Raw genomic sequence first — 13,069 nt, 5'->3', positions numbered from 1 at the left:
TTTCGGTCTCCGTTCCGCGCCGGGGCGGTTCTGATTATGCACTTTTCAATAACTGTCCGGATCAGGTCAGTGCCGAGTCGAACCCGGTCGGTGACCTTTCGCCGGTGAGCGGCACCATTCGAGGGCATCGGGCCGGATATTCGAGTGGGTGCGGCAGATCATGAATGGTAGGCTGCTCGACTGAACGGGGACTCTTTACGGGGTGATGTCATGGCCGGATCGCCTCCGGATCCATGCAATGTGCGCATGACTGCGGAGTTCGTCGAAGTCGCCCGGAAGTTGAAGGCGTGGTCCGGGCTCTCTTACCGGCAATTGGAGAAGCGCTCGGCCGCGCTCGGGGACCGGCTCCCGCCGAGCAGCCTGGCCACCGCGCTGAGCCGCGCGTCCCTCCCGTCCGAGCCCATGCTCGTGGCCTTCGTGCGGGCCTGCGGCGGCGGTGAGGACATGGTCCGGCGCTGGACCGACACGCGCCGCCGCCTGGCCGTGGCGGAGACGGGGCGCCGGTTTCCGTCCGAGGAGGCCGCGACGTGGCCGCCCATGGGCGCTTTCACGGGCGCTGTCCCGGCCGTCTCGGCCGCTGCGCGGGCGCGTCAGGCGGCGCGGCGCGGTCGCGGCAGTCCGGTCAAGGTCCTTCTGCTCGGTCTGGTCGCGCTGCTGACCACCGGGCACGACGCCTTCGTCCAGGAGGACGGGGCCGCCGCGAAGGCGCGGGCGCCTAGGCCCCCGCGAGCGGCGGTTCCGGCACTCGTCTCCGCCTCGGGGCCGGCCGACGGCTGGTACCAGATACACATCGTTCCGGGGCAGCGATGCATGGCGATCGTGGCCCGCGGCAGGGGCGCCGGTGACCTGGCCCAGCAGAATTGCCAGGATCACCATCGCCAGTATTTTCACTTTCAACGTTCCGCGGAGGACGCCTATGAGGTCAAGGTCGAAATCGGGAATGCGGATTTCTGCCTGACCGTGGACACGTTGACCGCCGGCGACAATGTCGGCCTCCGGCCGTGCCTTCGCTCGAATCTGAGTCAGAAGATTCTCGTGCGGACCCTCGCCGACGGCGGGGAACTGCTGTCCGCGCAATTGAAGCTCGCCGCCGTCGCGGACCCGGGTAAGAATGTGCAGGTGGGCCGTCCGGCACCGGGCGGGAACCGGCCGCGCGAGGTCCGGCGGGGAACGCAGGAGTTCTACCTCACCGAACCGCTGAGCCCCACGTGGAGGGGGGAGAGCACAGGTCCCGGGTAGGCCGCCTCCCGAGGCTCGGCCTGCCGACGCCGAGGCTCGCGCGCACATGCCGGGCCGCAGGACTTTCATGGGGGTGACCCGCGTGACCGACGTTCCTTCCCGGCTCCGCCTGGTGACCGACACATCGCCCGCTTCCTGGCTGGAGGAAGAGATGGGCGATTTCGACGCCGACGTCCGAGCCTTGCTGCCCGGCCGTTTCGACGCCTACGCACGCATCCTGCATCCCGCCGACTCGCCCCGGGGGGAGCCGGTTCCCTGGCATGAGGTGGCCAGGTGGACGGGGCGCTCGATGCATCCGCGCGTCCAGTTCAAGGCGCTGGCCCGTCCGGCGTCCGGGGCGGGGGACGGCCCTCCGCCATGGGACGAACCGCCCGAGCGCGGCGAGCTGCCCCAGCCGATGCTGAGCGCCCTGTGCGCGGTGCTGGCCCGCCATACCGGCACCGCGGAACGGTGCTGGTTCTGCCTGTGGGACGGCTGGGCCTGGATCGCGGACACCACGTCCTCGATGGTCCTGCTGGAGGCCATGCCGGACGCGTCAGGGCCGCAGCGGCCGGGTCAGGAGGCGGAGGCGGCGGTGGCGCCCGCGTTCGACGACATGCCGCGGGTCCGGCTGCCCTGGCGCGACTACGTGCTGTTCGAGGGGCCGCTCGACGCCGCCACGGAACTGGGGGAGCGCACGGCCGGGTTCTTCTGCCCGCAGTCGCCCAACCTGTTCTGGCCCGCCGACCGCTCGTGGTGCGTCGCGACCGACATCGACTTCGACTCGACCTATGTCGGCGGCCCGCCCCGGCTGATCGGCGACCTGCTCGGCGACCCGGTCCTGGAGTCGGTCCGGGTGGAGCCGACCGACCCGATCGACGAGGACAGCGACCAGATCAACGGGCCTTCCGCACGCTGACGCCGGGCCGCGCCGGACGGGGACGGGCCCCGCCGCCCGGTCCCGCCGGCTCGATGCCGGTGGGACGAGGGGCGGCGGGGCCGGCCGAGCGTGGCGCCTCCGTCAGGAGCGCTTGCACTTGCGGATCACCACGACCCTGCTCTTGACGTGGCCGTTCAGCACCGGCGGCCGGTATCCGGGCGGGAACTTCACGACCGCCCATGCCTCGCCCTGGTACTTCTGGTTCTTGACGCACCGGCGGGCCGCGTTGTGCGCGATCTTGGACTTGGCGACGTTCGAGCGCCACCCGGTGGTCTTGTAGACCCGGCCGTTCTTGTAGAGCCGGACCTTGATCTTCAGCGCCGCGACCTTCCGGTTGCACTTGACGTCGGCGGTCACGTTGACGCGGTGCTTGTCCTGCGCGTCGGAGTGGTGCGAGTAGTGCGGTAAGTGCACCCGGAGCAGGCACTTGATGGCCGGGCGTGCGGCGGCGGTCGCCGTCCCCGCGCTGAGCTGGGACGCGGCTCCTGGCGACGGGGAGGGCGCGGCGGCGGAGGCGGCCGGCAGGCCGGTCAGCGTCATGGCGCCGGCGGTGGCGAGACCGGACGCGAACAGCACGGCACGGCGGGCGAGCCTGGGACTCATGGAATCTCCTGTGGTGGTGGCCGGTCGTCTCGTCGAGGACCGGGCCGGTCTGGATGGCGCAACCGACACTCCAGCCCCGCCGCCGTCCCGGCAACCGGGTGCGCCGATCGAGTTCGTTCGGGTTCGTCCGTGCAGGTCAGCGGCCGTTCGGGACGGTCTTGAACGGCCCCGTCGACGCGGAACGCGAAAGAGGCGCTCCGGAGCGTGCCCGGAGCGCCTCTTCCGGTGAGTGCGCTGTGCCCCGCCTTCGTGCGCCGCGGGCTAGCCGTTTAGGGAGGCGACCCCCGGGGCCAGGAAGCGGCGTCCCGTCGCCTTCTCGGAGACGCCGGACCTGTCCAGGTACGGGGTGATGCCGCCGAGATGGAACGGCCAGCCCGCACCGAGGATCATGCAGAGGTCGATGTCCTGCGGGGCCGCGACGACGCCCTCGTCCAGCATGATGCGGATCTCGTCGGCGAGCGCGGCCAGCGCCCGGTCGAGGACCTGCTCCTGCGTGGACGGGCGGTCCCCGCCGCCGAAGATCTCCACGGCCTCGGGGTCGAGGGAGAAGTCGGGCAGGTACACGCCGGGCTTGCCGGACGCGACCAGCTTCGCCAGGTTGTCCGACAGCGGGAACCGGTCCGGGAACGCGGCGTGCAGGGTCTCGTTCACGTGCAGCGCGATCGCCGGGCCGACGAGCCCCATCAGCACGAACGGCGGCATCGGCAGGCCGAGCGGCTGCGCGGCGCGCTCGGCGGTCTCGATGGGCGTGCCCTCGTCCACCGCCCGGACGATCTCGGCGAGCAGCCGCAGCAGGACGCGGTTGACCACGAACGCCGGGGCGTCCTTGACCAGCACGCACGACTTCTTCAGCGCCTTGCCGGCCGCGAACGCGGTGGCGAGCGCGGCGTCGTCCGTCGCCTCACCCCGGACGATCTCCAGCAGCGGCAGCACCGCGACCGGGTTGAAGAAGTGGAAGCCGACCACGCGCTCCGGGTGCTCGAGCCCGGCCGCCATCTCGCTGACCGACAGCGACGAGGTGTTGGTCGCGAGGACGCACTCGGCGGACACGTGCTCCTCGACCTCCGCGAACACCTTCCGCTTGACCGACATCTCCTCGAAGACGGCCTCGATGACGAAGTCGGCGTCCGCGAAGGCGTCCTTGCCGAGCGAGCCGGTGATCAGCGACTTGAGCCGGTTCGCCTTGTCCGGGGACACGCGGCCCTTGGCGAGCAGCTTGTCGATCTCGCCGCGTGCGTAGCCGACGCCCTTGTCGAGCCGCTCCTGGTCGAGGTCGGTCAGCACGACCGGGACCTCCATGCGGCGCGCGAACAGCAGCGCGAGCTGGGACGCCATCAGGCCCGCGCCGACGACGCCGACCTTGGTGACCGGCCGGGCGAGCGAGGCGTCGGGCGCCCCGGCGGGCTTCTTCGCGCGCTTCTGCGTGAGGTCGAACGCGTACAGCCCGGCGCGCAGCTCGTCGCTCATGATGAGGTCGGCGAGTGCCTCGTCCTCGGCGGCGAAGCCCTCGTCGCGGGTGCGGTCCTTCGCGGCGGCGACGAGGTCGAGCGCCTTCGGATAGGACGGGGCCGCGCCGTGGAGCTTGCCGTCCACGTTCCAGCGGGCCATGGCGACGGCGTCGTCCCACGCCTTGCCCGTGTCGACCTCGGCCCGGCGGACGGTGATCTCGCCGTTCAGGACGCGGGCCGTCCAGGCGAGCGACTCCTCCAGGAAGTCGGCCGGCTCGAAGATCGCGTCCGCGATGCCCAGCTCGTACGCCTGCGGGCCCTTCAGCATCCGGTTCTGGGACAGCGGGTTCTCGATGACGACCTTGAGCGCCTTCTCCGCGCCGATCAGGTTCGGGAGCAGGTACGTCCCGCCCCAGCCGGGCACGAGGCCGAGGAACGTCTCGGGCAGCGCGAACGCCGGGACGCCGGACGAGATCGTCCGGTACGAGCAGTGCAGGCCGATCTCGACGCCGCCGCCCATCGCCGCGCCGTTGTAGTAGGCGAACGACGGGACGTGCAGCTCGCCGAGCCGCCGGAACACGTCGTGCCCCAGCCTGGCGATGGCCACCGCGTCCTCCCGCCTCTGGATCAGCGGGACGCCGTTGAGGTCGGCGCCGACGGCGAAGATGAACGGCTTGCCGGTGACGCCGACGGCCGCGATGTCGTCGCGGACGGCGATCGTGTCGAGGGCGGCGTCCAGTTCGGCGAGGCTGTTCGGCCCGAACGTGTTGGGCTTGGTGTGGTCGTGCCCGTTGTCGAGCGTGATGAGCGCTAGCGTGCCCGCCTCGTTGGGCAGCGCCACGTCGCGGACGACAGCGTGCGTGACGACTTCGTCCGCGAAGAGTTCTCCAACGGCTGCGTCGCTCACTTGGACCCCTCCCAGTTCACGTTCTCCCAGAGGACCGTTCCGCCCATGCCCATGCCCACACACATCGTGGTCAGTCCGAACCGGACGTCCGGACGTTCCTCGAACAGGCGGGCCAGCTGGTTCATCAGCCGGACGCCGGACGAGGCGAGCGGGTGCCCGAGGGCGATCGCGCCGCCCCACGGGTTCACCCGCGCGTCGTCGTCGGCGATCTTGAAGTGCTCCAGGAACGCCAGCACCTGCACCGCGAACGCCTCGTTGATCTCGATGAGGCCGATGTCGTCCATGGTCAGGGCGTTGCGGGCGAGGAGCCTCTCGGTGGCGGGGACGGGCCCGACGCCCATCACCTCCGGCTCCACACCGGCGAACGCGAAGTCGGCGAGGCGCATCCTCGGGGTGAGGCCGAGCTCGCGGGCGACGTCCTCGGCGGCCAGCAGGCAGGCGGTGGCGCCGTCGTTGAGCCCGGCGGCGTTGCCGGCCGTGACGTTGCCGTGCACGCGGAACGGCGTCTTCAGCCCGGCCAGGTCGTCCGGCGTGGTGCCGGGGCGCGGCGGCTCGTCCTCCGTCGCGAGCCCCCAGCCCTTCTCCGCGGAGCGGATCGCGGTCGGGACGAGGTCGGGCTGGATCTTCCCGGCGGCGTAGGCGGCGGCGACCTTCCGCTGGCTCCGGACGGCGTAGGCGTCCGCGCGCTCCCTGGTGATGCCGGGGAACCGGTCGTGCAGGTTCTCCGCGGTCGAGCCCATCACGAGGGCGGACGGGTCGACGAGCCTCTCGGCGAGGAACCGCGGGTTCGGGTCGACGCCCTCGCCCATCGGGTGCCGTCCCATGTGCTCGACGCCGCCCGCGATGACGACGTCGTACGAGCCGAACGCGATGCCGGCGCCGGTCGTGGTCACCGCCGTCATCGCGCCCGCGCACATCCGGTCGATCGCGTAGCCGGGGACGCTCTTCGGCAGCCCGGCCAGCACGGCGGCGGACCGCCCGATGGTGAGGCCCTGGTCGCCGGTCTGGGTGGTGGCTGCGACGGCGACCTCGTCCACCCGCTCGGGCGGCAGGGACGGGTTGCGGCGCAGCAGCTCGCGGATCGCGCGGACGACCATGTCGTCGGCGCGTGTCTCCGCGTACAGGCCCTTGGGGCCCGCCTTGCCGAACGGTGTGCGTACGCCGTCGACGAACACGACGTCGCGTGCGGTGCGAGGCACGGGTCGTCCTCCCTGCGATGGGTCCGGTGTGCTCCTGACCGCCATGCTACTCGTCAGTAACCACTGACGCCGGGATCGCCCCGCACCCGGCCTTGTCCGGCAGGTGAACCCCTGGATAACGTGGCTGGCAGTCGCCGGAGGAGGAGGCCGCGGTGACGCACGCGAGGCCCGCTTACCGGCCGGGGATGCGCCGGCGGATCGGGCACATCCGCGACCTCGCCGCCCTCCTGCTGAAGACCGGGCTGCTGTTCTCCGGCGGCCCCCGCCGGATCGGCCGGCAGCTCGGCGCGCTGCGGCGCTGGGGCACCACCCTCGCCGGGCTGGTCGCCGCGTCCGCCGCCCGCTCCCCGGCCAGGCTCGCACTGATCGACGACGAGGGCGCCGTCACGTTCGCCGAGCTGGACGAGCGCGCCGCGCGGCTCGCCGCCGGGCTGCCGCTGAGCGGCCCGCGCCCGCGCGTCGGGGTGCTCTGCCGCAACCACCGCGGGACGGTCGAGACGCTCGTCGCGTGCAGCCGTCGCGGCGCCGAGGTCGTCCTGCTCAACACCGGCTTCGGCACCGGCCAGATGCGCGCCGTGCTCGGCGAGCTGCGGCCCGACCTGATCGTCGCCGACGCCGAGTTCGCGCCGCTGCTCGCCGGCGTCCCCATCGCGCTGCGCCGGACCGTGCTGTGGTCCGACCGGGCCCCCGGCCCGGGGCGCGGACCCGTGCTGGACGACATCGTCCGGTCCGTCCCGGCGTCCAGTGCCGCCGCGAGGCCGCCGCAGATCCAGAGCCGCACCATCATGCTCAGCTCCGGCACCACCGGACGCCCGAAGGGCGCCCGCCGCCCGCCCCGCCCCGGGCCGTGGCCGCTCGCCTCGATGACGTCCCGGATCCCGCTCCGCGCCCGCCAGACGATGATCATCGAGGCGCCGCTGTTCCACACCTGGGGGTACGCCGCGCTGCAGATGGCGTGGGCGCTGCGGGCGCCGGTCGTCCTGCACCGCAGGTTCGACCCCGAGCGGACGCTGCGGGCCGTCGCCTCCCACCGCGAGACGACCGTGTTCGCCGTCCCGGTGATGTTCCAGCGGATCCTGGACCTCGCGCCCGAGGTCCGCGCGCTCTACGACACGTCCTCGCTGCGGATCGTCGCGCTCAGCGGCGCCGCGCTGCCCGGCGACCTCGCCACCCGCGTCATGGACGAGTTCGGCGACCGGCTCTACAACGTGTACGGCTCGACGGAGGCGTCCTGGGTGTCCATCGCCACCCCGCGCGACCTGCGGCTCGACCCGCGCACCGCCGGGCGGCCGCCCCGCAACACCGCGCTGGCGATCCTCGACGCGCAGGGCGGCAGGCTCGGCCGCGCCGCCATCGGGCAGATCTTCGCCGCGAACGAGCTGCTGTTCGAGGGGTACACCGGCGGCGAGCCGATGGAGGTCCGCGACGGGCTCCTCGCCACCGGCGACCTCGGGCACATCGACCACCGCGGGCTCCTGTTCGTGGACGGGCGCGGCGACGGCATGGTCGTGTCGGGCGGCGAGAACGTCGTCCCTCGCGACGTGGAGGACGCGCTGCTGCGGATCCCGGAGATCCACGAGGCCGCCGTCGTTGGCGTCCCCGACGACGAGTGGGGGCAGCGGCTCGCGGCGTACATCGTCCTGCGGCCTGGCGCGCGGCTGGAGGCGGACGCCGTCCGCGAGCACGTGCGCGCCCATGTCGCCCGGTACGCGGTGCCCCGCGACGTGCACTTCATCGCCGAGCTGCCCCGCAACGCGACCGGCAAGGTCGTGCACCGCTGGCTGGCGGCGCGTCCCGGCCGTCCCGCGCCGGAGGGACGCGTCGAATGGCCGAGCCCGGGCCCGCGGCCGAGCCCGCAGCGGCGGCCGCCCGCCGCCGAACCGGCGAGCTAGGGGACCGCGGCAGGTGCGAGGACAGGCTGTTCGGAGACGGGCAGCCGCACGGTGATCGACAGCCCGCCGCCGTCCCGGGGGACCGTCTCGATCGTGCCGCCGTGCGCGTCGACCACCGCCCGGACGATCGACAGGCCGAGTCCCGTGCCGTCCGCCGACCCCGTCCGCTCGCGTGCGGCGTTCCGGTCGCGCGCGGCGCTGCGGTCGGGCCGCAGCCGCCGGAACGGCTCGAAGATCGCCTCGACCTCGTACGACGGGACGGGCCGCCCCGTGTTGACGACCTGCAGGAACGCCGCGCCGTCCCGCACCCCGGTGCGGACCCACACCCGCCCGTCCTTCACGTTGTACTTCACCGCGTTCTCCAGCAGGTTCACCGCGCAGCGCTCCAGCAGGACGGGATCGCCGGTCACGACGGCGGGCGAGAGCCGCGCCTCCACGTCCACGCCCGTCTCGCCGGCCAGGTCGTCGAGATGGCCGAGCGCGCCGTGCACCACGTCCGGCAGCGGCGTCGCGGTCCGGGCGGCCAGGTGCCGTTCGGACCGGGCGAGCGTCAGCAGCCCCTCGATGAGCCGCTCGTGCCGGGCCGTGTTGCCGAGCAGCACGTCCGCGAGCGCCTTCGTCTCCGGCGGGCTCTTCCGGCTGGCGAGGGCGACCTCCAGGACCGTCCGGTTGATGGTCAGCGGCGTGCGCAGCTCGTGCGAGGCGTTCGCGACGAAGCGGCGCTGGACGTCGAACGCGCGGTTCAGTCGGTCCAGCATCCGGTTGAACGTGTCCGCCAGGTCCTTGATCTCGTCCTGTGGGCCGTCCAGCGGGATCCGCTCGTGCAGGTTGCTCTCCGACAGCCGCCGCGCCGTCGCGGTGACCGCGTGCAGCGGGCGCAGCATCCGCCCCGCCACCACGTACCCGATCACCACGGCGAGGACGCCGAGCACCAGCATCGTGATCAGCGAGCTCTGCAGCAGCTGCTCCAGCACGTCGCGCTTCTGCTCGGCGACCTGCCGGTTCGCCTCCGCCTTCAGCTCCACCAGCGCGGTGACGTCGCCCTGGGACGCCAGGTCGCGCAGCCGCGTGAAGGCCGCCGGGCTGACATCGGAGCCGGCCAAGTTGAGGCGCTGGTCCATGGTGTGGACGGTCAGCAGGTACGTCACCGCGACCAGGACCGCCGAGCTGACGAGGTACAGCGACCCGTACACCAGCGTCAGCCGCGTCCGGACGCTCAGCCGGGGCACCGGCAGCGCGGTCCTCACCGGGTCTCCAGCCGGTACCCGGAGCCCGTCACCGTCTCGATCACCGGCGGCTGGCCGAGCTTGCGGCGCAGCGTCGCCATCGTGACCCGGACGATGTTGCTGAACGGGTCGATGTTCTCGTCCCACGCGCGCTCCAGCAGCCGCTCCGCGCTGACCACGCCGCCCTCCGCCCGCATCAGCTCCTCCAGCACGGCGAACTCCTTCTTCGTCAGCCGCAGCTCCCGGCCCTCCCGCGCCACCTTCCGCCGGTGGGGGTCGAGCCGGATGCCGCGCCGCTCCAGCACCGGCGGCACCGGCGGCCCGGACCTGCGCGCCAGCGCCCGCACCCGCGCCACCAGCTCGCCGAACACGAACGGTTTCGGGAGGTAGTCGTCGGCGCCGAGGGACAGCCCGTCCACCCGGTCGTCGACGTCGCCGGCCGCGGTCAGCATCAGGATCCGGACGGGGCTCCGCCGCTCCACCAGGCCGCGGCACACGTCGTCGCCGCTGACGGTCGGCAGGTCGCGGTCGAGGACCACCACGTCGTACTCGTTGTAGGACGCCCGCTCCAGCGCGTCGTCGCCGTCGTACACCACGTCGACGGCCATCGCCTCTTCGCGGAGCCCTTCGGCGATCGCGTCCGCGAGCACCCGCTCGTCCTCGACGATCAGAACACGCATGCCGCCGAGCATGACCGGCGGGAGGTTAAACGCCGATAAGGAACCGGCGGCGACCCCGGCGGCGGTCGCCCGCCGCCGGCGCCGCCCCGGGGACGCCGGACAATGGTCAGAGACCCGGCCCGTGCACGGATCATCGCCTCACGACTGGACGGCGATGATGTCGTACGGGGTGTCCGGGGTCGGCGGAGTGCTGAACCGCGCGTTCGGGAGGTACAGCGTCTGCCCGGACTTCGCCACGGTCGTGGGGACGTCGAACCGCGGGTCGGTCAGCTTCTTGACGATCTTTCCCGCGGTGGCGTCCTCGGTCAGCTCGATGACGGCCACGGTGTTGAGCGCGTTCTGCACGGCGTACAGGGTCCGGCCGTCGAGCAGGATCCCGTCCCCCGCGGTCAGGATCTCGCCACCGAGGTCGATGACCTTCGCGACGCCGGTCTGCGAGTCGACCTTGAACAGCTTTCCGGTGTTGGACTGGATGAGGATCAGCGACTTCCCGTCCGGGAGCGCGGCGATCCCGTTGGCGTTGAAGCCCTGCTGGTAGACGAGGTCGCCGCTCAGCGGAATGGTCTTCACGTCCGCGGCGTCGTCCTCGTCGAGCGGGATCCGGTAGAGCTGGGGATTGGTCGAGTCCGTGAGGTAGGCCCCGTCCGCGCCGACGGTGACGTCGTTGACGAACGCCGTCTTCGTCGTGAGCTTGAACGACCGCAGGACGGCGCCGGTCCGGGTGTCCACGATGCGCGCGTCCCCGCCCCGCCCGCCGGCCACGTACAACCGGTGCCCCTGGGTCTTCATGCCGAGCGAGGGCGTGCCCGGCCCCGGGTTGATCACCTCTCCCTCTCCGGTGCGCAGATCGGCCCGGTAGATCGCCCCCGTGGCCCGCGAGCCGAGGAACGCCACCTTCCCGGGCCCGGCCGCGATCCCCTCGGGCTGGAACCCGGCGGGCAACGCGATTCGATCGGGCGGCGCCGCGGCGTCCCCCCGGGCGGACGCCCCGACGGGAACCAGAAGCCCGACCATCAGTGCAGTGCTGAGAATTCGAGACCACATGGCATCAACGTCCCGCACCCAGCCCAACCGAGCCAGACCCATTACCCGCGCCCCCCTCCATGACCACATCAAATGCCTGCTCAGCGCCGTCATGGCACGCATTATCGGCACGCTCAGCCAATACGCCCCGCCCCCAAGTCCCCCAAACCGCTAATGCGGGTTTAACCCCTTGGGGGGTGTTATGGCGCTTCGTCCGGGGTGTGCGGCCTCGGTGGAGAGGACGTCATGAGGGGTCGGATGTGCGCCGTGGTCATCGCTGTGTCGGTCGTGTTCGGGGTCGCCGGGTGCGGGAGTGACGAGGGGAGCGGGGTGGCGAGTGTCGGCGGGTCGGCGGCGGCCAAGGCGTCGGCGTCGCCCCCGTCCGGGGCGTCGCTTTCGCCGGAGGACGCGCAGCTCAGGTTCGCGCAGTGCATGCGGGAGAACGGGGTGGACGTCCCCGACCCGGGCAGCGTCGACCAGAAGGCGATGCGGCTGGGCAAGGGGACCGACCGGAAGAAGCTTGAGGCCGCGCTGGAGAAGTGCAAGTCGTGGCTGAAGGCCGGGGGGAAACTCCCCGATCTCAAAGACCCGAAGACCCGCGACCAGTACGCCAAGTTCGCGCAGTGCATGCGCGAGCACGGTGTGGACATTCCCGATCCGGGGCCGGACGGGCAGATCACGATTCCGTCGGCGGGCGCCGGCATGGACGCGGTCGAGAAGGCGCGCGCGGCGTGCAGGGGCAGCCTGCCGGGAGCTCGGAAGTGAGGCGCGGAGCGGTCGCGGGCGGTGTGGCCGTCGTGGTGGTGGTCGGCGGGGGAGGCGCGCTGGCCTGGACGGTCGACGGCGGTGAGGCGAAGGCCGGGAACACGGCGAAGCTGCGGACCGCCGCGGTCGGCCGAGGTGATCTCGTGGACACCGAGACGGTCGACGGGAAGCTCACCCACGACGACATCCGGGAGGTGTGGGCGGGCGCGTCCGGTGTGGTGACGTGGGCTCCGAAGCAGGGGGCAACGGTCAAGCGGGGCGGGACGCTTCTGAAAGTCGCGGGTGATCCTGTGACGCTCATGTACGGCGGCAGTCCCATGCACCGGGTGCTCAAGAACGGCGACTCGGGAAAGGACGTGCGGCAGCTCGAACAGAATCTGCGGGCACTCGGGTACCGAGGGATGACCGTGGACGAGGAGTTCACCGAGGCCACTGAAATCGCCGTCAAGGAATGGCAGGGCGATCGCGGCCTTGCGCAGAGCGGAATGGTCGACGGCGCGCAGGTCGTCTTCCTGGACGGGCCCGTGCAGATAAGGGAGCTCAAGGCGCCGGAGGGAAAGCAGACGGCCAAGGGGCAGCCCGTTCTGACCGTGGCCGGCACTCGGCGGGTCGTCCATGTTGATTTGGCTGCCGACAAGCAGGACCTCGCACGGAAAGGCGCCAGGGTCTCCGTGGAATTGCCGGGCGGCAAGAAGGTCGAGGGGACGATCAGCGGCGTCAGCGAGGTCGCGGAGAGCACGGGGGAGGGGCAGGAGAAGAAGACCACGATCGGCGTCGACATCTCCCTCGGCGGCGCCGGGACGGGACGGTTCGACGAGGCCCCCGTCAGCGTCGAGCTGGAGAGCGAGCGGCGGAAGGGCGTCCTGTCGGTGCCGGTGGAGGCGCTGCTGGCGCTGCGCGAGGGCGGCTTCGGCGTCGAGGTCGTGGACGGTGGGCGCAGGCGCCTTGTCGCCGTGGACATCGGGGCGTTCGGCGGCGGGCGGGTCGAGGTCGCCGGGGCCGGGATCGCCGAAGGCGTGCGGGTCGGGGTGCCCGCCGAATGACGAACATCGTGGAGCTGGCCGGGGTGGCCAAGGAGTACGGGGGCGGCGTCGCGGCGCTGCGGGGCGTGGACCTGGTGATCGAGGCGGGGGAGCTGGCCGCGATCGTCGGGCCCTCGGGGTCCGGG

At 72.2% G+C, this 13,069-nt stretch carries 11 protein-coding genes; 5 read left to right on the top strand and 6 right to left on the bottom strand.

Annotation, left to right across the window (positions count from 1 at the left end; genetic code table 11):
- Positions 1 to 246: 246 nt before the first annotated feature.
- The gene (locus tag ETD83_RS04950) at positions 247 to 1,239 is read left to right on the top strand and encodes an RICIN domain-containing protein (protein WP_138643843.1); all 993 of its coding nucleotides are present in this window, start codon (positions 247 to 249) and stop codon (positions 1,237 to 1,239) included.
- 82 nt (positions 1,240 to 1,321) lie between these two features.
- The gene (locus tag ETD83_RS04945) at positions 1,322 to 2,137 is read left to right on the top strand and encodes a hypothetical protein (protein WP_205717501.1); all 816 of its coding nucleotides are present in this window, start codon (positions 1,322 to 1,324) and stop codon (positions 2,135 to 2,137) included.
- Between the two features lie 102 nt (positions 2,138 to 2,239).
- On the opposite strand, the gene ETD83_RS04940 is transcribed toward ETD83_RS04945, so the two are convergent.
- The 3 genes from ETD83_RS04940 to ETD83_RS04930 all read right to left on the bottom strand — a co-directional run bounded on the left by ETD83_RS04940 (position 2,240) and on the right by ETD83_RS04930 (position 6,291).
- Positions 2,240 to 2,761 carry a hypothetical protein gene (locus ETD83_RS04940; RefSeq protein ID WP_230420687.1) on the bottom strand — a complete coding sequence of 174 codons (522 nt, stop codon included), beginning with the start codon at positions 2,759 to 2,761 and terminating at the stop codon, positions 2,240 to 2,242.
- Positions 2,762 to 3,022: 261 nt separating this feature from the next.
- Positions 3,023 to 5,116 (bottom strand): 3-hydroxyacyl-CoA dehydrogenase NAD-binding domain-containing protein, encoded by a 2,094-nt coding sequence (locus tag ETD83_RS04935; protein WP_138643841.1) that lies wholly within the window; start codon positions 5,114 to 5,116, stop codon positions 3,023 to 3,025.
- Positions 5,113 to 6,291: a thiolase family protein gene (locus ETD83_RS04930; RefSeq protein WP_230420692.1), complete on the bottom strand. Its 1,179-nt coding sequence runs from the start codon at positions 6,289 to 6,291 to the stop codon at positions 5,113 to 5,115. The genes ETD83_RS04935 and ETD83_RS04930 overlap by 4 nt, the downstream gene beginning before the upstream one ends.
- Positions 6,292 to 6,467: 176 nt before the next feature.
- On the opposite strand from ETD83_RS04930, the gene ETD83_RS04925 reads away from it, so the two are divergent.
- Positions 6,468 to 8,207, top strand: a complete 1,740-nt coding sequence (locus ETD83_RS04925) for an AMP-binding protein (protein ID WP_230420686.1) — start codon at positions 6,468 to 6,470, stop codon at positions 8,205 to 8,207.
- Here ETD83_RS04925 and ETD83_RS04920 read toward each other — a convergent pair.
- The 3 genes from ETD83_RS04920 to ETD83_RS04910 all read right to left on the bottom strand — a co-directional run bounded on the left by ETD83_RS04920 (position 8,204) and on the right by ETD83_RS04910 (position 11,127).
- Positions 8,204 to 9,454 (bottom strand): sensor histidine kinase, encoded by a 1,251-nt coding sequence (locus ETD83_RS04920; protein WP_230420685.1) that lies wholly within the window; start codon positions 9,452 to 9,454, stop codon positions 8,204 to 8,206. The two genes, ETD83_RS04925 and ETD83_RS04920, sit on opposite strands and share 4 nt — an antisense overlap.
- Positions 9,451 to 10,113 (bottom strand): response regulator transcription factor, encoded by a 663-nt coding sequence (locus ETD83_RS04915; RefSeq protein ID WP_138643839.1) that lies wholly within the window; start codon positions 10,111 to 10,113, stop codon positions 9,451 to 9,453. Before ETD83_RS04915 ends, ETD83_RS04920 begins: the two co-directional genes overlap by 4 nt.
- A 138-nt stretch (positions 10,114 to 10,251) precedes the next feature.
- Positions 10,252 to 11,127, bottom strand: a complete 876-nt coding sequence (locus ETD83_RS04910; RefSeq protein WP_230420684.1) for an SMP-30/gluconolactonase/LRE family protein — start codon at positions 11,125 to 11,127, stop codon at positions 10,252 to 10,254.
- Between the two features lie 255 nt (positions 11,128 to 11,382).
- Between ETD83_RS04910 and ETD83_RS04905 the strand changes: the two genes are divergently transcribed.
- A complete protein-coding gene (locus ETD83_RS04905; protein WP_138643837.1) occupies positions 11,383 to 11,901 on the top strand; it encodes a hypothetical protein in 519 nt (172 codons plus the stop codon).
- Positions 11,898 to 12,944 (top strand): peptidoglycan-binding protein, encoded by a 1,047-nt coding sequence (locus ETD83_RS04900; RefSeq protein WP_230420683.1) that lies wholly within the window; start codon positions 11,898 to 11,900, stop codon positions 12,942 to 12,944. Before ETD83_RS04905 ends, ETD83_RS04900 begins: the two co-directional genes overlap by 4 nt.
- Positions 12,945 to 13,069: the final 125 nt, after the last annotated feature.

Source organism: Actinomadura soli (assembly GCF_005889715.1).
GTDB lineage: Bacteria > Actinomycetota > Actinomycetes > Streptosporangiales > Streptosporangiaceae > Spirillospora > Spirillospora soli.
This window is presented reverse-complemented; position numbering and strand designations above follow the sequence as displayed.